Origin of the sequence: Paracoccus alcaliphilus (assembly GCF_028553725.1) — a bacterium.
In the GTDB taxonomy this organism is placed as follows: Bacteria; Pseudomonadota; Alphaproteobacteria; order Rhodobacterales; family Rhodobacteraceae; genus Paracoccus; species Paracoccus alcaliphilus.
Genome location: NZ_CP067124.1, coordinates 952632 through 970957, shown reverse-complemented (window position 1 = coordinate 970957; position 18326 = coordinate 952632). Strand labels below are relative to the sequence as shown.

The 18326-nt window shown below is 65.3% G+C and carries 13 protein-coding genes and 1 tRNA gene; 8 read left to right on the top strand and 6 right to left on the bottom strand.

What is annotated here, in order from left to right:
* Positions 1–46: 46 nt before the first annotated feature.
* Positions 47–1531 (bottom strand): alkaline phosphatase, encoded by a 1485-nt coding sequence (locus JHW40_RS05015; RefSeq protein ID WP_090611527.1) that lies wholly within the window; start codon positions 1529–1531, stop codon positions 47–49.
* 287 nt (positions 1532–1818) lie between these two features.
* Positions 1819–1903, bottom strand: a tRNA-Leu gene (locus tag JHW40_RS05010).
* A gap of 217 nt (positions 1904–2120) precedes the next feature.
* Between JHW40_RS05010 and JHW40_RS05005 the strand changes: the two genes are divergently transcribed.
* The 4 genes from JHW40_RS05005 (at position 2121) to gltB (ending at position 10154) form a co-directional block, all read left to right on the top strand.
* Positions 2121–3107: a complex I NDUFA9 subunit family protein gene (locus tag JHW40_RS05005; protein ID WP_090611530.1), complete on the top strand. Its 987-nt coding sequence runs from the start codon at positions 2121–2123 to the stop codon at positions 3105–3107.
* A gap of 282 nt (positions 3108–3389) precedes the next feature.
* On the top strand, positions 3390–4874 hold the full coding sequence (locus JHW40_RS05000; RefSeq protein WP_090611532.1) for an NAD(P)-dependent oxidoreductase: 1485 nt from the start codon (positions 3390–3392) through the stop codon (positions 4872–4874).
* A gap of 13 nt (positions 4875–4887) precedes the next feature.
* The gene (locus JHW40_RS04995; RefSeq protein WP_139208146.1) at positions 4888–5604 is read left to right on the top strand and encodes a hypothetical protein; all 717 of its coding nucleotides are present in this window, start codon (positions 4888–4890) and stop codon (positions 5602–5604) included.
* Positions 5605–5660: 56 nt separating this feature from the next.
* Entirely contained in the window at positions 5661–10154 is a 4494-nt protein-coding gene (gene gltB / locus JHW40_RS04990) for a glutamate synthase large subunit (protein ID WP_419182468.1), read from the top strand.
* A 96-nt stretch (positions 10155–10250) separates the two neighbouring features.
* Here gltB and JHW40_RS04985 read toward each other — a convergent pair whose 3' ends face one another.
* The gene (locus JHW40_RS04985) at positions 10251–10709 is read right to left on the bottom strand and encodes a DoxX family protein (protein ID WP_090611536.1); all 459 of its coding nucleotides are present in this window, start codon (positions 10707–10709) and stop codon (positions 10251–10253) included.
* 33 nt (positions 10710–10742) lie between these two features.
* Positions 10743–11111 carry a hypothetical protein gene (locus tag JHW40_RS04980; protein ID WP_139208147.1) on the bottom strand — a complete coding sequence of 123 codons (369 nt, stop codon included), beginning with the start codon at positions 11109–11111 and terminating at the stop codon, positions 10743–10745.
* A 224-nt stretch (positions 11112–11335) separates the two neighbouring features.
* Between JHW40_RS04980 and JHW40_RS04975 the strand changes: the two genes are divergently transcribed.
* The 4 genes from JHW40_RS04975 to queG all read left to right on the top strand — a co-directional run bounded on the left by JHW40_RS04975 (position 11336) and on the right by queG (position 14495).
* Positions 11336–11839: a DUF1269 domain-containing protein gene (locus JHW40_RS04975; protein ID WP_090611539.1), complete on the top strand. Its 504-nt coding sequence runs from the start codon at positions 11336–11338 to the stop codon at positions 11837–11839.
* 84 nt (positions 11840–11923) lie between these two features.
* Positions 11924–12616 carry a monofunctional biosynthetic peptidoglycan transglycosylase gene (gene mtgA, locus JHW40_RS04970; protein WP_090611541.1) on the top strand — a complete coding sequence of 231 codons (693 nt, stop codon included), beginning with the start codon at positions 11924–11926 and terminating at the stop codon, positions 12614–12616.
* Positions 12617–12706: 90 nt separating this feature from the next.
* Positions 12707–13393 (top strand): FtsZ-binding protein FzlA, encoded by a 687-nt coding sequence (gene fzlA, locus JHW40_RS04965; RefSeq protein ID WP_090611542.1) that lies wholly within the window; start codon positions 12707–12709, stop codon positions 13391–13393.
* A 67-nt stretch (positions 13394–13460) separates the two neighbouring features.
* Positions 13461–14495, top strand: a complete 1035-nt coding sequence (gene queG, locus JHW40_RS04960; protein ID WP_090611544.1) for a tRNA epoxyqueuosine(34) reductase QueG — start codon at positions 13461–13463, stop codon at positions 14493–14495.
* Here the strand turns inward: queG and JHW40_RS04955 are convergent.
* Positions 14492–17410, bottom strand: a complete 2919-nt coding sequence (locus JHW40_RS04955) for a calcium-binding protein (RefSeq protein ID WP_244519163.1) — start codon at positions 17408–17410, stop codon at positions 14492–14494. The genes queG and JHW40_RS04955 overlap by 4 nt on opposite strands.
* 129 nt (positions 17411–17539) lie before the next feature.
* Complete coding sequence (gene cobA, locus JHW40_RS04950; RefSeq protein ID WP_090611545.1) at positions 17540–18286, bottom strand: uroporphyrinogen-III C-methyltransferase; 747 nt, start codon at positions 18284–18286, stop codon at positions 17540–17542.
* Between the last annotated feature and the right edge of the window lie 40 nt (positions 18287–18326).

Below are 18326 nucleotides of genomic sequence, written 5' to 3'. Positions count from 1 at the left end.
ACGACCGCCGGGGATGAACCGGCGGTCGCGACAGGGTTGCCGGCGATCAGTTCGCGGCGCGCTGATCCAGTTGCAGCGCGTGATTGACCACGTGATAGATCACCTGCTGGTCAAGGATGCCCGTGAACAGATGCGCCCAGGGGCCCTGCGCCAGAATGGCCACGTCGTCACCGGCATGGGTTTCGCTTTCCCCCAGCGGGACCAGAGCCTGCTGCAGGAAGTCCGGGTCGGTCGTATCGACATCGGTCAGATCGGCGCGCGGCTCGTCCAGACGGGCGCCGGGGCCGTTCATGTAACCCAGCGTGGTATAGGGCTTGCCGTCATCGGCCGCGCCGGCAATGCCAAGGATGTCGTTGCCGCGCTCGGGATAGCCGGCGATGCTGAACACATGGCTGTGATCGGCGGTCAGCACGATCAGCGTTTCCTGCGGATCAACGGCCTCCATCGCGGCGGTAACGGCCTCGGCCACGGCGATGGTGTCGGTCAGCGCGCGATAGGCGTTGCCGGCATGGTGGGCGTGATCGACACGGCCACCCTCGACCATCAGCACAAAGCCGTTCTCGTTCTTCTGCAACAGCTCGATGGCCTTCACGGTCATCTCGGCGATCGACGGCTCGCCCCCGGCATCGGTCTCGCGGTCGGCCTCGTATTGCATGTGGCTGCGGTTGAACAGACCGAAGGCGCGGCTGACATTGGCCGGGTCGATGGCATCGAAGCCCTCCTGGTCCCAGACATAGATGCCATCATCATGCTTCGCCTGCCATTCACCGACCAGATCACGGCCATCGGCGCGCGAGCCGGTCTGCGTCTCATCCTCCGGATCGGCCTGCTCGGCGGTCATGAAATTGCCGCGGCCACCGCCAAAGACGACCTCGAACCCGTCACCGGCGGGCCAGTCGATCAGCTGCGCGGCAATATCCTTGCAACCGTTCTCGCGCGCTTCGTCGGTCAGGTTGGTGTCGTTCTCCCAGTCACGTCCGGCCACCTTGGCAAAGGTCGCCGCAGGGGTCGCATGGGTGATCCGCGCGGTCGAGACGATGCCAGTGGCCAGCCCGGCCGCTTCGGCCTGCTCGAAGATCGTGGTGACCTCGTTGCCTTCCTGACTGGCGCAGACATCCAGCTCGATGCCCTGCGTCACGCCGATGGTACCATTGACCGATTTCACCCCCGAGAACATGGCGGTGGCGGTCGGCGCCGAGTCGGCCACCTGCGCATCATGGGTATAGGTCCGCGACAACGCCGACCAGGGCAGCAGATCCTCGAAGGACAGCCGGTTCGATTCGCCGTCCACGTCGCGCATCTGCCCTTCCAGGATCCGGGCGGCGGTGATGGTCGGGATCGAAAGCCCGTCAACGACGAAATAGATCACGTTCTTCGCCTGACCCGTATTCGGCTCCAGCGCGATCTGTCTGGCAAGCTGCTCCTGCGCCTCCAGGAAATAGGAATCATCCGCCTGCTGCACGGCGTCCTGCGCATGGACCGGCAACGACAGGGCAAGCAACGAAACGCTGCTGACGAAGGCTTTTTTCATGTCACGTCCTAACATCGGTGTCACGCCGCACGAAATATTCCGGCGGCAACACCGGCCTCATAGGCCCGGAATGTAACAGTTCCTTGGCCGTCACGAAAAATCCGCACAGCCAGAACCGCCCTGCCCATCTTTGGTGCTGAAATATCCTCGGGGGGCCTTCCGGTTCGCGAACCGGAAGGCGGCGGGGGCAGACAGCCCCCGCGACCAGCCCTCATCCCCGGAACCGACGGCCGGAAAAGACAGAAGCCGCGCGACCTGTTACGGTCGCGCGGCTTCTTGTCGTTCAATGGTGCCCAGGAGAGGACTCGAACCTCCACGCCTTGCGGCACACGGACCTGAACCGTGCGCGTCTACCAATTCCGCCACCTGGGCAGGTGGTGTGAGCGGGGTGATTAATGCCAGTCTCGGGGGGCGTCAATGGGGTGATGCCGAAAATCTGCGGATATTTTTGCGCCGGATCATTTGCGACCCCTGAAACCGTGATCGGCATGGCGTTACGCGGGGTGCCGGCTGGACCGTGCGGCTTGTGGCGCGCTGTCAGCTTGGGTATTGATCGGATAATGCGGGGCATGAAGGAGGCGCGAAGCCTATGTCGAAACTTGTCACGATCTATGGCGGGTCGGGCTTTGTCGGGCGACAGGTCGCGCGGCGTCTGGCCGCCCGCGGCTGGCGTGTGCGCATCGCGGTCCGGCGCCCGGACGAGGCCCTGTTCACCCGCACCTATGGCGCGGTCGGGCAGGTCGTGCCGGTGCTGTGCAATATCCGCGATGCCGATTCGGTGCGGGCGGCGATGGCGGGGGCCGATGCGGTGGTGAACTGCGTCAACCTGCTGGGCCGCGAAGGCAAAAGCAATTTCGACAATGTGCTGGTCGGCGGCGCCGGGAACATCGCCCGGATCGCGGCGGAAACCGGCGTCGGGCAGGTTGTGCATCTGTCGGGCATCGGCGTCGATGCCGGATCGCCCAGCCGCTATGTCGCAGCCAAGGCGAAGGGAGAGGCCGCCGTGTTGCAGCACTTCCCCGCTGCCGTCGTGCTGCGCCCCTCGGTGATCTTCGGGAACGAGGATTACTTCTATAACCGTTTCGCCAGCCTGACCCGGCTTGGCCCGCTGATGCCCGTGCCCGGCCTTTCGACCCGCATCCAGCCGGTGCATGTCGATGACGTGGCCGAGGTCGCGGCGATGGCCGTCGAAGGCCGGGTCGATTCGGGTATCTATGAACTGGGCGGCCCGAATGTGCTGACCGTGCGCGAAATTGTTCAGCAGGTGCTGACCACGGTCAATCGTCGCCGCCTGGTGCTGAGCATGCCGCTCTGGATCGCACGGATCGGTGCGGGCGCGCTGGGGCTGGCCGAGACGCTGACCGGCGGGCTGTTCCGCAACCGCCTGCTGACCCGCGATCAGATCGTGCTGCTGTCGCAGGACAATATCGTGTCGCCCGATGCGAAAGGCTTTGCCGATCTGGGCATCCAGCCGACCGCGCCTGCCGCCATCATCGACACCTATCTGTGGCGCTTCCGGGCCTCGGGCCAGTATGAGGTCATGAGAGAACCCGCCCAGCCCCTGAACGGCGAATAACGCCCCGACCGCCATCCTTGCCGAACGCCCATGCTGGCCCGATCATCTGGTGATCGGGCCTTTTTCATGTGTCCCCCGCGAATCAGCGTCAGACAATGGTGGATTTGCCGCGCCAGAGCGATATAGGGAACTTATACTGACCCAATTTCATCGCCTGCGGCGCAGTTTTTTCAGCGCGAGGCTGTAAATCGTATTAATAGGTCAGCAATGCTGCCTTTTATATGGCCGCGCAGTCGTTTATCCAACCAAACGGAAGTTCCTGACATCAAGGATTGCGCAGCCATGGCCACGCAGAAAATGCTGAAATTCGTCTCCACCCCGCGCGAAATGCCCGAAAAGCGCGCGGCCTCCGAACGAAACGAGGACTTCCACGAGATTTACCGCGAATACGCCGCCGCCAAGGCCGCCGAACAGGCCGGCCGGTGCAGCCAATGCGGCGTGCCCTATTGCCAGTCGCATTGCCCGCTGCACAACAACATCCCCGACTGGCTGCGCCTGACCGCCGAGGGGCGGCTGGAAGAGGCCTATCGCGTCAGCCAGTCCACCAATACCTTCCCCGAGATCTGCGGCCGCATCTGCCCGCAGGACCGCCTGTGCGAAGGCAATTGCGTCATCGAACAATCGGGCCACGGCACCGTCACCATCGGCGCGATCGAGAAATACATCACCGACACCGCATGGGAGGAAGGCTGGGTCCGCGCGTCCGCCCCGGCGCAGGAACGCGCCGAATCCATCGGCATCATCGGCGCGGGTCCGGGCGGGCTGGCGGCGGCCGACATGCTGCGCCGTCAGGGTTTTCAGGTCACCATCTATGACCGCCACGACCGCGCGGGTGGGCTGCTGACCTATGGCATCCCCGGCTTCAAGCTGGAAAAGGATGTGGTCATGCGTCGCAACAAGCTGCTGGAGGACAGCGGCGTCGAATTCGTGCTGAACTGCAATGTCGGCGAGGATATCAGCTTTGACGCCATTCGCGGCAAGCATGATGCGGTGCTGATCGCGACCGGCGTTTACAAGACCCGCGATCTGGATCTGGACAATGCCGATGCGGGCGGCGTGGTGCGCGCGCTGGACTATCTGACCGCCAGCAACAAGGTCGATTTCGGCGACGAGGTGCCCGATTACGAGGATGGAGAGCTGAACGCCCAGGGCAAGCGCGTCATCGTCATCGGCGGCGGCGACACGGCGATGGATTGCGTCCGCACCGCCATCCGGCAGGGCGCGGAATCGGTCAAATGCCTCTATCGCCGCGACCGCGCGAATATGCCCGGCAGCCAGCGCGAGGTGCAGAATGCCGAGGAAGAGGGCGTCGAATTCGTCTGGCTGTCGGCCCCCGGCGCGTTCTCCGGCCATGTCACCGGCATCGCCGCCGAAACGCAGGAACGCGATGTCGATGGCATCGGCCATATCGGCAGCGTCCGCATCCAGAAGATGCGGCTTGGCGCGCCGGATGTGTCGGGCCGCCAGTCGCCGGAACTGATCGACGGCGCCGATTACGACGAGCCCGCCGATCTGGTCATCAAGGCGCTGGGGTTCGAGCCCGAGGACCTGCCGAAACTGTGGGGCACCGACGGGCTGGAGGTCACCCGCTGGGGCACCATCAAGGCCGATTTCCAGACGCATCAGACCTCGGTCCCCGGCGTCTTTGCGGTGGGCGATATCGTGCGCGGCGCCAGCCTTGTGGTCTGGGCGATCCGCGACGGGCGCGAAGCCGCCGAATCGATTGCGAATTTCCTGACCGGCGACGCCCGCGTCGCCGCCGAATAAGGGGGCAATGCCCATGATCCGCAACATCACCCTGACCGCGCTGCTGGCCGTCATGGCGGCACCCGGCCTGCCGCAAACCGCCGCCGCCGCGACCTTTACCCCGCCCGCAGGCTGTCGGCTGGAAGTGACGGTGCAGAACCGAAGCTGCACGGTCAGCCAGTATTACCGCTGCGAAAGCGATGCCGAGGGCGATCAGCGCAGCGCCATTTTCGGTAAGGACGGGCTGGCCCATCTGTCGCGCATCGACCGCGAAACCCGCTGGATCGAAAGCAGCAACCCCAATAGCGGTATCGCCGACCGGCTGGTGGATGAGGCTGAAAACCACGCCTCGTTCAAGAACCTGCTGGATACCGGGCGCGACGATTTCGATTTCTGGACCGAATCGAACACGGGCGAGCGCCTGCACCACAAGGGTTTCGACGTCCTGACCGGCGAAAAGGTCAGCATCGACGGCATCGAGCTGGAAAAGACCCGGTTCGAGCTGACCACCACCAACGAGGCGGGCGAGGTGCTGATCACCCGTCAGGGCCAGCAATTCATCAGCCGCAGCTTTGGCCGCTTCTATGGCGGCATCGAAGAGCAGAGCGACTGGACCGGCCAGCGCCGCGAGACGAATGACAGCCCGGTTCTGTTCCGCTTTCCCGGCCAGAGGGGCTTTGGCAGCACGACACCGGAATTCGACTGCGAACAACTGATGACGCAGCTTTACCTCGAAGGGACCCAGCTATGAGCAAGGACAGCCAAACCAACAGCTGGCAAGCAGAAGAACAGGCCCGCCGCGACTGGATGGCCGAACACAGCCTGTATCGCCCCGAGGACGAGCATTCCTCTTGCGGAGTGGGCTTCGTGGTCGATCTGGACGGCAAATCCAGCCGGCAGGTGGTGCAGAACGGCATCGACGCGCTGAAGGCGATCTGGCATCGCGGCGCGGTGGATGCGGATGGCAAGACCGGCGACGGCGCGGGCATCCATGTGCAGATCCCGGTGCCGTTCTTCTACGATCAGGTGCGCCGCACCGGACACGAACCCGACCAGAACAAGCTGATCGCGGTCGGTCAGGTGTTCCTGCCTCGCACGAATTTCGCCCAGCAGGAAACCTGCCGGACCATCGTCGAATCCGAAGTGCTGCGCATGGGCCATTACATCTATGGCTGGCGCCACGTCCCGGTGAACACCACCGTTCTGGGCGAAAAGGCCAACGCCACCCGCCCCGAGATCGAACAGATCCTGATCCGCTGCGAAAAGGATATCGACCATATCCAGTTCGAGCGCGAGCTGTATATCATCCGCCGCCGGATCGAGAAGGCCGCCGTGGCCGCGCAGGTCCACGACCTGTATTTCTGTTCGCTGTCCTGCCGCTCGATCATCTACAAGGGGATGATGCTGGCCGAACAGGTGGCGGAATTCTATCCCGATCTGAAGGACGAACGCTTCGAATCGGCCTTTGCGATCTATCACCAGCGTTATTCCACCAATACCTTCCCGCAATGGTGGCTGGCCCAGCCCTTCCGCATGCTGGCCCATAACGGCGAGATCAACACGCTGAAGGGCAACCTGAACTGGCTGCGCAGCCATGAAATCCGCATGGCCAGCAGCGCCTTTGGCGACATGGCCGAGGATATCAAGCCCATCGTGCCCGCCGGATCGTCGGATTCCGCCGCGCTGGATGCGGTGTTCGAGGTGATGGTGCGCTCGGGCCGCAATGCGCCGATGACCAAGACCATGCTGGTTCCCGAAAGCTGGTCCAAGGCCACCACCGACATGCCAAAGGCATGGGCCGACATGTACGCCTATTGCAACGCGGTGATGGAACCGTGGGACGGCCCCGCGGCGCTGGCGATGACCGATGGCCGCTGGGTCTGCGGCGGACTGGACCGCAACGGGCTGCGGCCGATGCGCTATGTCGTGACCGGGGACAACCTGCTGATCGCGGGTTCCGAGGTCGGCATGGTGCCGGTCGATGAAACCAATGTGCGCGAAAAGGGCGCGCTGGGGCCGGGCCAGATGATCGCCGTCGATATGTGGGACGGCAGGATGTACCACGATACCGAGATCAAGGACCGTCTGGCCTCCAGCCAGCCATTTGGCGAATGGCTGGAAAAGGTCATCGACCTTAGTCACATCATGAAGGACCTGCCCGAAAACGCCGCCTATACCGGCGAGGAGCTGCGCCGCAGGCAGGTCGCCGCGGGCTATACGCTGGAGGACATGGAGCATGTCCTGTCGCCGATGGTCGAGGACGGCAAGGAGGCGCTGGCCTCGATGGGCGACGACACGCCGCCTGCGGTGCTGTCGAACCAATACCGCCCGATGAGCCATTTCTTCCGCCAGAACTTCAGCCAGGTCACCAACCCGCCGATCGACAGTTTGCGCGAAACGCGGGTGATGAGCCTGAAAACGCGGTTCGGCAACCTCAAGAACGTGCTGGACGAAAGCAGCGCCCAGACCGAGATTCTGGTGCTGGAAAGCCCCTTCGTGACCAATTCCGAACTGGCCGAGATGTCGCAGATGTTCGGCGAACTGGTCACCCGGATCGACTGCACCATTCCGGCGGATGCCGGGCCGGACGCGCTGGGTCAGGGGCTGGCCCGCATCCGCGCCGAGGCCGAGGATGCCGTGCGTTCCGGCGCGGGCCATCTGGTGCTGACGGACGAGGCGCAGGGCCCGGACCGCATCGCCATGCCGATGATCCTTGCCACGAGCTCGGTTCATTCGGGACTGACGCGCAAGGGGCTGCGGACCTTCTGTTCGCTGAATGTGCGCAGCGCGGAATGTATCGATCCGCATTACTTCGCGGTGCTGATCGGCTGCGGCGCGACCACCGTGAACCCTTATCTGGCACAGGATTCGATCAGCGACCGGATCGAGCGCGGGCTGCTGCAAGGCAATCTGTTCGACGCGATGGAAAGCTATCGCGAGGCGGTGGATGCGGGCCTGCTGAAGATCATGGCCAAGATGGGGATTTCGGTGCTGTCCTCCTATCGTGGCGGGCTGAACTTCGAGGCCGTGGGCCTGTCCCGCGCCATGGTGGCCGAATATTTCCCCGGCATGCATTCGCGCATCTCGGGCATCGGTCTGCACGGGTTGCAGGCCAAGCTGTCGGATCTGCACCGTCTGGGCTTTCACGCCGACAATGTCGATCTGCTGCCGGTGGGCGGTTTCTACAAGCTGCGCCGGACGGGTGAAAAACACGCATGGGAAGCCAACACCATGAAGCTGTTGCAGGTGGCCTGCGACAAGGCCTCCTATGACGCGTGGAAGCAATACAGCGCCACCATGCGGGCCAATCCGCCGATCCATATCCGCGACCTGCTGGACATCAAGCCTCTGGGCAAGCCGGTCCCGCTGGAGGAAGTGGAATCGATCACCTCGATCCGCAAGCGTTTCGTGACGCCGGGGATGTCGCTTGGCGCGCTGTCGCCCGAGGCGCATATGACGCTGAACATCGCCATGAACCGCATCGGCGCGAAATCCGATTCGGGCGAGGGCGGCGAGGATCCGGCCCACAGCCACCCCCTGCCCAACGGCGACAACCCCTGCGCCAAGATCAAGCAGGTGGCCTCGGGCCGGTTCGGCGTGACGGCGGAATATCTGAACGCCTGCGAAGAGCTGGAAATCAAGGTGGCGCAGGGCGCGAAACCCGGCGAGGGCGGGCAATTGCCCGGCATGAAGGTCACCGAGCTGATTGCCCGGCTACGGCATTCGACCAAGGGCGTCACGCTGATCTCGCCGCCTCCACATCACGACATCTATTCGATCGAGGATCTGGCGCAGCTGATCTATGACCTGAAACAGATCAACCCGCGGGCCAAGATCACGGTGAAGCTGGTGGCCTCCAGCGGCGTCGGCACGATTGCGGCGGGCGTGGCCAAGGCCAAGGCGGATGTGATCCTGATTTCCGGCCATAACGGCGGCACCGGTGCCAGCCCCGCGACCAGCATCAAATTCGCCGGTCTGCCGTGGGAAATGGGCCTGACCGAAGCGCATCAGGTTCTGGCCATGAACCGGCTGCGCGAGCGGGTGACGCTGCGCACCGACGGCGGCCTGCGCACCGGGCGCGATATCGTCATGGCGGCGATGATGGGGGCCGAGGAATACGGCATCGGCACCGCCGCGCTGATCGCGATGGGCTGCATCATGGTGCGGCAATGCCAGTCGAACACCTGCCCGGTGGGCGTCTGCACGCAGGACGAACGCCTGCGCGCCATGTTCACCGGCAGCGCCGACAAGGTGGTGAACCTGATCACCTTCTATGCGCAGGAGGTCCGCGAGATCCTTGCCAGCATTGGCGCGCGCAGCCTTGACGAGGTGATCGGACGGGCCGACCTGCTGACCCAGGTCAGCCGGGGGCACGCGCGTCTGGATGATCTGGACCTGAACCCGTTGCTGATCTCGGTCGATGGGGCAGACAAGATCGTCTATGACCGTTCGCGCCCGCGCAACGCCGTCATGGACACGCTGGACGCCGAAATCATCCGCGATGCCGAGCGGTTCTTTACCGATGGCGAGAAGATGCAGCTGTCCTATGCCGTGCGCAACACGCTGCGCACCATCGGCACGCGGACATCCAGCATGATCGTGCAGAAGTTCGGCATGCGGAACAATCTGCAACCCGATCACCTGACGGTCCGCCTGACCGGTTCCGCCGGGCAGTCGCTTGGCGCCTTTGCCGCGCCGGGGCTGAAGCTGGAGGTCTCGGGCGACGCGAACGACTATGTCGGCAAGGGCCTGTCGGGCGGCACCATCACCGTGCGCCCGCCGATGGCCTCGCCCCTTGTCGCGGCGGACAACACCATCATCGGCAATACGGTGCTGTATGGCGCGACCGATGGTTTCCTGTTCGCTGCCGGCCGCGCAGGCGAGCGTTTCGCGGTGCGCAATTCCGGCGCCAAGGTGGTGATCGAGGGCTGCGGCAGCAACGGTTGCGAATACATGACCGGCGGCGTTGCCGTGATCCTTGGCCGGATCGGCGCGAATTTCGGTGCAGGCATGACCGGCGGGATGGCCTATCTCTATGATCCCGAAGGCATGGCGCGGGCCTATATCAACGATGAAACGCTGGTGATGTGCCCGGTCACGCAGGACCACTGGGAGGGCGAGCTGAAGGGGCTGATCGAACGGCATCTGAAGGAAACCGGCTCGCGCCGGGCCGAGGATATCCTGTCCGACTGGGACCACCAGAAGGCGCATTTCCTGCAACTCTGCCCCAAGGAAATGCTGCCACACCTGCCCCATCCCATCGTCGAGATGGACGAGACCAGCGCCGTTCCCGCCGAATAGGCGCACCCGACCCGGAAAACAGGAAACGCGGCCCATCGGGGCCGCGTTTTTCATTGCAACAGGCCGGGGGCGGTCAGGTTCCGCCCCCGTGCGGGATCAGAACTGCTTGCCAATCACCCGGTCCACCGAGAACCGCCCGGCGCCATGCACGGCGAAATACAGCATCAGGCCCAGCCACAGCAGCGAGGTTTCGGCCCCCGAATAGCCCTCGTCCCATGCGATCCAGTGGGCATAGACCGTGACCAGCAGCACAAAGCTTTGCGCCAGCGCCACCGGGCGCGTCAGCAGCCCGGCCACCAGCAGCGCGCCGCCGACGAATTCGGTCAGTGCCAGCAGCGGCGCGAACAGCCCGGCGGCGGGAAAGCCCAGCCCCTCGACCATGCCCACGGGGCCGGTCGGCAACGTGGCCATCTTGGGCCAGCCATGCGCCATGAAGGCGATCCCGGCGATGACCCGCATATACAGCACCACCAGCGGCGACAGCGCGGAATAGAGCGATTGCAGGCCCGGCAGGATCAGGCGGGCTTCGTCATTGTTGTGATCGTAATTCGACATCTTGATAATCTCCGGAAACTTTTGGCCGCGTCATCATGCGGCCATTGCCATACCGGCCCAGATGGACCGGAACGATGGAACAGCCGCCTGAATGCGCGGAGGCTTCCAGGGAACAGCCAGTATCGGGCTGGCTAAAAGGCTTGCTTCCGAAAGGGCCTGATCGGGCAGGCCGTCGGGTGGTCGGACCGTTTCGTCCTGAGTGACCAGCATGTCGCAACAGGACGCGCCGGTTTTCTTGCCGCTGTCCGCCGCCCCGCCAGAGGCGACCGAGGCGTAACACATATCGGCCCTCAATTGCGCGCCGCCGCAACCCGACCCGCCCGATCCTGCCACCGAAATGGTCATGACGATCAGCGAGATCATCATCAGCACCGGGACGACAGAGGCTGGGCGAACAGGCAATGGCTTGACCATCGGTGGTTGCAATCACCTTGTTTTATGCCGCCTGTCCGGCCATCAGGGCAAGATATAAAGACAAAATCGCGCTTCACGTCCCGCTGACTGCGGCGTTACGGCACCTGCCGGACTGCCGCGCATCATTGGCGGGCATCACTGGCGGGCCATCTTGCGGGGCGGCGCGATCTGGCGCAGCCTTGGGGCTGGTCCATAGTGTAACGGAGTCTTCCATGTCAGACCTGATTGTCATCGCCTTCGACGATGCCACCAGCGGCTTTGAACTGCGCGCCGAACTGGTGAAGCTGCAAAAGGATTACCTGATCGAGATGGAGGATGCCGTCGTCGTCACCCGCGACGCCGAGGACGACATCAAGCTGCATCAGGCGGTGAACCTGACGGCGGCAGGTGCCATCGGCGGCGGTTTCTGGGGAACGCTGGTCGGCATGCTGTTTCTCAATCCGCTGATCGGGGCGGCGGTCGGGGCGGCCTCGGGCGCATTGGCAGGGCGGCTGAGCGATGTCGGCATCAACGACGATTTCATGCGTCAGGTGGGCCATTCGGTGCCGCCCGGTGGCTCGGCCGTCTGCGTGCTGCTGCGCAAGGTGACGGCCGACAAGGTGCTGGAGCGGCTGAGCGATTTCCACGCCCGCGGCCGGGTGCTGCAAACCTCGCTGTCGAACGCGGACGAGGAGAAACTGCGCGAGGCATTGTCGGGCGGCGCATCCGGCGCCTGAAAACCGGCATCCGGGGCGGTCGGCGCGGTTGCGGCAGGTCCATGAAATCTTGACGAAAGCGCGCGCGGCGGGCAAAGCCCGTTCATGCTGCGCGCGTTGATCCTTCTTCCGCCCTTGCTGCTGCGCCCGATGCGCAGGCCCTTGGCATGGCTGCGCTGGTTCGCGCTGCGGGTGCTGTTGCTGATGCTGGCACTGGTCGCCTTCTATGCCTTCGTGAATCCACCGACCACGCTGACCATCGTCCATGCCGCGCGCGAACATCCGATCGCGCCGCACCAATGGGTGCGGATCGACAATATCGCCCCGGTGATGCGCCGGTCGGTCGTCGCCGCCGAGGATGCGAATTTCTGCCTGCATTGGGGTTTCGACATGACCGAGATCCGCAAGGTGGTGGCGTCGGGGTCGTCGCGCGGGGCCTCGACCATCAGCCAGCAGACGGCGAAGAACGTGTTTCTGTGGCAGGACCGCAGCTGGGCGCGTAAGGCGCTGGAGACAATGTTCACGCCGATGATCGAGGCCCTGTGGTCCAAGCGCCGCACGCTGGAGGTCTATCTGAACCTTGCCGAATTCGGGCCGGGCATCTTTGGCGTCGGGGCCGCGTCGCGCGAATATTTCGGCACGACCCCGGACAAGCTGACCCCGGTGCAGGCGGCGCGGCTGGCCGCGATCCTGCCCGCGCCCCGGCACCGCAGCCCGCTTCAGGCCTCGAACCGGTCGCGGGCAATTGCCGACGGGGCGGCGACGATTGCGCGGGATCGGCGCGCGGATTGCCTCTAGCCCGGCGCGCAGGTGGCCCCCGTGGTTGAAAACGCCGGGTCGGGGCCGTATCAAAGCGGGGTTGTGGAACGAGGGGACCGGCAGCAGCCAATGAACACGAATACGCAGACAACGCGGCTTTACCATTCCACCCTGTCGCCCTTCTGCCGGAAGGTGCGGCTGGTTCTGGCCGAAAAGCGGATCGAGGTCGAACTGGTCGAAGAGCGCTATTGGGAAAACCCGCCCGATCTGAAGCGGCGCAATCCGGCGGGGAAACTGCCGGTGCTGCGCCATCGCGGCAATATGCTGGCCGAAAGTCAGGCGATCATCGAATATCTGGACGAGGCCTGCCCGAACCCGCCGCTGATGCCGCAATCGCCGCTGGAACGGCACGAGGTGCGCAGGCTGTGCGCGTGGTTCGACGACAAGTTCAACGCCGAGGTGACCCAGCCGATTCTGGGCGAGCGGGTGTGGAAGAAGATCATGCGCACCGGCTATCCCGACAGCCGCATGGTCAAGGACGGGCTGCGGGCGATCAAGGAGCATATCGACTATCTGACCTCGCTGCTGGAAAGCCGCCGCTGGCTGGCGGGCAATGCGCTGAGCCTGGCCGATTTCACCGCGGCGGCGCATTTTTCCTGTCTGGATTATATTTCCGACGTGGACTGGGACCGGTCCGAGATCCTGCGCGACTGGTATGCGACGATCAAGTCGCGCCCGGCCTTTCGCCCGGTTCTGGCCGATCAGGTTCCGGGCCTTCAGCCCGCGCCGCATTATGCCGAACTGGACTTTGGATAGGTCAGGGGGGCGCTGCCCCCCATCGTCCGTACCGGACGATCCCCCCCGGGATATTTGCGCACCAGGGATGAAGCAGGCGCTGGCTGCCGAGGCAGAGGCGGTGGGGTTTTCGCGAATGCGGGTGACGACCCCGGATTCGGTGCCGGAGATTGCCGAGCGGCTGAGTGCCTTTCTGGAGGCCGGGCGGCATGGGCAGATGGGCTGGATGGCCGAGCGGGTTCATTGGCGCGGCGATCCGTCGGCGCTGTGGCCCGAGGCGCGGTCGGTGATCGTGCTGGCCGAGCTGTATACGCCGGATCACGATCCGCTGGAGGTTCTGGAAAGCCGGGACCGGGCAGCGATCAGCGTCTATGCTCAGGGACGCGATTATCACGATCTGGTCAAGAAACGGCTGAAGCGGCTGGGGCGCTGGCTGCTGGAAGAGACGCAGCGGCGCGGTGCCGAGGGCGAGCAGATCAAGGTCTTTGTCGATACCGCCCCGGTGATGGAAAAGCCGCTGGCGCAGGCGGCGGGAATGGGCTGGCAGGGCAAGCATACCAATCTGCTGTCGCGCGAGTTGGGCAGCTGGTTCTTTCTGGGCTCGATCTTCACCACGCTGGCGCTGCCTGTCGATCCCCCCGAAAAGCCGCATTGCGGGAATTGCCGCGCTTGTCTGGATATCTGTCCGACAGGGGCCTTTCCCGCGCCGTTCCAACTGGATGCGCGGCGGTGCATTTCCTATCTGACGATCGAGCACAAGGGGCCGGTCGATCCCGAATTGCGGCCCTTGATGGGCAACCGGATCTATGGCTGCGATGACTGTCTGGCCGTCTGTCCCTGGAACAAGTTTGCGCGCAAGGGGTCCGAGACGCGCTATCACGGGCTGGTTGGCGCGCCGCATCTGGCCGATCTGGCGGTGCTGGACGATGCCGGGTTCCGGGCGCGGTTTTCGGGCAGCCCGATCAAGCGGATCGGCCGCGACCGGCTGGTGCGCAACGTGCTTTATGCCATCGGCAATTCGGGTCGGGCCGATCTGATCCCGGTGGCGCAGGGGCTGGCCGGGGATGCCGACGGCGCCGTGGCCGATGCGGCGCGTTGGGCGGTCATGGCGCTGCGGCGCTAGAGCAGGAAATCGTCCGCGTCCAGTTGCAGCCTGCCCGACAGGTGGATCAGCATATCGGCCTGACCGTCGCCATTCAGGTCGATCAGGACATGGGTGCGCTGCCCCGCATGATCCCAGCGCAATTGCCCCCGATCCGAGAAATCGCCGCGACCGATATAGTCCAGATTCAGCGCGCGAAGGTCCAGCCGGTCGGTGCCGGGCTGGAAGTCGGTGATCAGGTCCGGCGCGGCGCGGCGGCTTTGGGCGGCGCTGGCCCAGACGAATGTATCCGCACCCGGACCGCCGGTCATGGTGTCGCGGCCTGCCCCACCGATCAGCGTATCATTGCCGCCGTCGCCGAACAGCATGTCGTTGCCAGCGCCGCCTTCCAGCCGGTCGCGTCCGGCACCGCCGCGCAGGGTGTCGTTGCCAGCGCCGCCGCGCAGCGTATCATTGCCCCCACCGCCCAGAAGCCGGTCGTTGCCGGCACCGCCGACCAGCAGATCGGGCCCGGCGCCGCCATCCAGATAATCATTGCCGTTGCCACCTTGCAGCGTGTCGCGGCCCGCGCCACCCAGCAGGCGGTCATTACCCGGCCCGCCCGCCAGCCGGTCATGGCCTGCGCCACCCAGAAGCGTGTCGTTGCCGCCGTCGCCGAACAGCACGTCATTGCCAGCGCCGCCTTCCAGCCGGTCATGTCCGGCACCGCCGCGCAGGGTATCGTTGCCCGCCCCGCCGCGTAACGTATCACGGCCCGCGCCGCCCAGCAGGCGGTCATTGCCGTTGCCACCGATCAGCAGGTCCGGCCCCGGTCCGCCCTCCAGATGGTCATTGCCGTTGCCACCCCGCAGCGTGTCGCGACCTGCGCCGCCGAACAGCCGGTCGTTTCCCTGCCCGCCCTCCAGCAGGTCATGGCCCTTGCCCGCGCGCAACGTGTCATTGCCGCCGCCGCCGATCAGGACATTGTTGCCGCGCATATCCTCCAGCAGGTCATGCCCCGGCCCACCGTCCAGCGTATCATTGCCCGCGCCGCCATCCAGCGTGTCGGCACCCGCGCCGCCATACAGCCGGTCATGGCCGCCCTCGCCCAGCAGCAGGTCATGGCCCGCCCCACCATAGAGCAGATCCGGCCCTGCCCCGCCCCGCAACGTGTCCCGGCCCGCATCACCGAACAGCGTGTCGCGGCCCGGACCGCCCAGCAGCAGGTCATCGCCCTGATGGCCGCGCAGCATGTCATGCCCGGCATCGCCGCGGATCGTGTCATTGCCCGCCAGCCCGAACAGCCGGTCGTTGCCCGGACCGCCCGCGATGAAATCCGAACCCGCGCCGCCCCGGATCACATCCTCTCCGCGCCCGCCGAAGTGATAGCGCCCGATGGTCGAGGGCGTATCCGCAGGCTTGATCTTGGCCGGGTTCAGCGGCGGCAGGTTGTAATGCGCGACCGGAAAGATGTCGTTGCCGAAATCCGCCGGGCCAAGCGTGCGGCCATCCCTGGAAAAGACGTCGATCACCGCCTCGTTATAGAAGATCTTGATGCCATAGCTTTGCGGCGCGAAGGTCAGTTGCCAGATGCTGCGGATCATGCCCAGCTGCGACAGGTCCAGCCGGTCTGTGCCGGGCTCGAAGTCGCGCACCGCGATGCGGCCCTTGATATTGGCGGCGACGAAGATATCCGCGCCGGGGCCGCCGACCAGCGCGATGGATTCGGTGGTGGCGATCAGGATGTCGTCACCCTCGCCCCCGCCCATCCATGTGGTGCCGGGGCGCGACAGCATCAGGTCGTTGCCGCTGGTCCCGGTGGGCGCGCCGCTGGCGGCAACGCCGGTAAAGCCGATGGGGCCGGGATCGAACAGCAGCTGCGTCACCCCGGCCTCGGTCCCGCTGGCCACGAACAGCATGATCCGGCCATCCATCACCTGCGCCTCGATCGCCGTCACATTGGCCAGCGCCATCGCATCGGTATCGGCGATCGAGGTCAGGTGCAGCAACCGCCCGTCGGGCTGGATGGTAAAGACGCTGATCCCGTCATCGCGCCCGCCCGCAAAGACGAAGGCGCGGCCATCCACCACCGCCGTCGCCAGCGCCGTCACCGACTGGAACCGGGTCAGCAATTCGTCGATGATGTGATCGCGGGCGGTCAGCGCCCCATTCGCCGACAGCTGGAACACGCTCAGCGACGACGAGCCTTGCGCCGCCATCACCAGAAAGGTCTTGCCGCCGAACTGGACCGCCTCGATCGCCGTGGGGGTATGGAAACCCGTGCCCACCGCCGCGCTGTGCAGCGCGCCCGTCCCCAACCGCCCGTCATTGCCGACCAGATGGGTCGAGACGAAATTCCCCAGCCCCGAGATCGCCACAAGGATCTTCTGGCGGCCGACATCGACGGCGATGATCCGGTCCAGCGAGGCGCCATCGGACACCAGCGGCCCGCTCAGCGTCTGACTGCCCGCGATGCCCAGCTGGCCGCCCGGCAGCAGCTTGCGCACCAGCAGCGTCGCCTCTCCCGTACGGGCGGAAAAGACGAAATCGCCTGCCGTGGTGCTGAAATGGCCCAGATCGGTCAGCCGCGTGCCCAGTTGCTGGGCGTCGAAACGGCTGGCAAAGGGGCCCAGAGCGCCATTGCCGGTCAGGGGGGTGGTAAACGCCTCTCCTCCCGCCAGTCCGGTCTGATACAGGTGGCTGGCACCGCCCATCACCAGCACCGAGGTCCGGGGCGTGCCGCGATAGGCCCAGCCCGAGGGATAGGCCAGATTCGCCACCAGTTGCAGCGGCTGATCCGGCGCGGCCAGCGACAGGCTGGTCAGCCCGCCGCCGGGCTGGGTGGCGACGGTCAGGAATACCCTCTCCCCGACCTGAACCGCCGTCAGATCGGTGATATTGCTGATCCAGCGTGCGGGCGCGGACCCATAGGTCGCGACCAACCGATAGGAAATCATGTCTGTCTGCGCGTCGTGTTGCCTTGGACCGACAGGCTAGGCCCGCCGCCCTTAACAGGGCATTGAAACGCGCGGTCCGGACAGCCGCGAAATAGCTTGGATTTTACCGGTCAACCGGGGCGGTGGCGGTCAGCTGCCCGGCCGAAAGGCCAGCGGGCCGAACATGATCAGGCCGGGATTGACGACCTCGATCCCCTGCAATTCGCGTGCCAGCCCATCCACGGTGGTCCGCAGCAGGCGCTGCTGGGGATGGCCCACGGCCTCGGCGAACAGGGCGGGTGTGTCGCCCGGCAGGCCATGTTCGCGCAGCCCCTGGGCCAGCCGGGTAAAGCTGCGCTGACCCATGAAGACCACGGTGGTCACCGCCGGATCGGCGATGGCGGCCCAGTTGATGTCCGCGGGCAGATCGCCGGTCACATCGGCGCCGGTGATGAACTGCACCCGGCGCGAGGTCAGCCTGCGGGTCAGCGGAATACCCGCCGCCGCCGCCGCCGCACTGGCCGAGGTGACGCCGGGGATGATCTCGAACGGGATACCGGCCTCGGTCAGGGCCAGCAGTTCCTCTTCCAGCCGCCCGAAGATCCCCGCATCGCCCGATTTCAGCCGCACCACGCGATGGCCCGCCTGCGCATATTGCACCAGCAGCTGGTTCACATGGTCCTGCCGTGCCGAGGGCCTGCCTGCGCGCTTGCCCACCGCGATCAGTTCCGCCTGCGGCCCGGCCTGATCCAGCACCGGCCCCGAGGCCAGATCGTCGAACAGCACCACATCCGCCGCCGCCAGCCGATTCGCGGCCTTCAGCGTCAGCAATTCGGGATCGCCGGGACCGGCTGATACAAGCGAGACAAAGCCAGCGGGGGTCTTGGGTTCGGTCACGGGACGTCTTTCCTGCAAAGGCAGGGCACAGCTATACCAC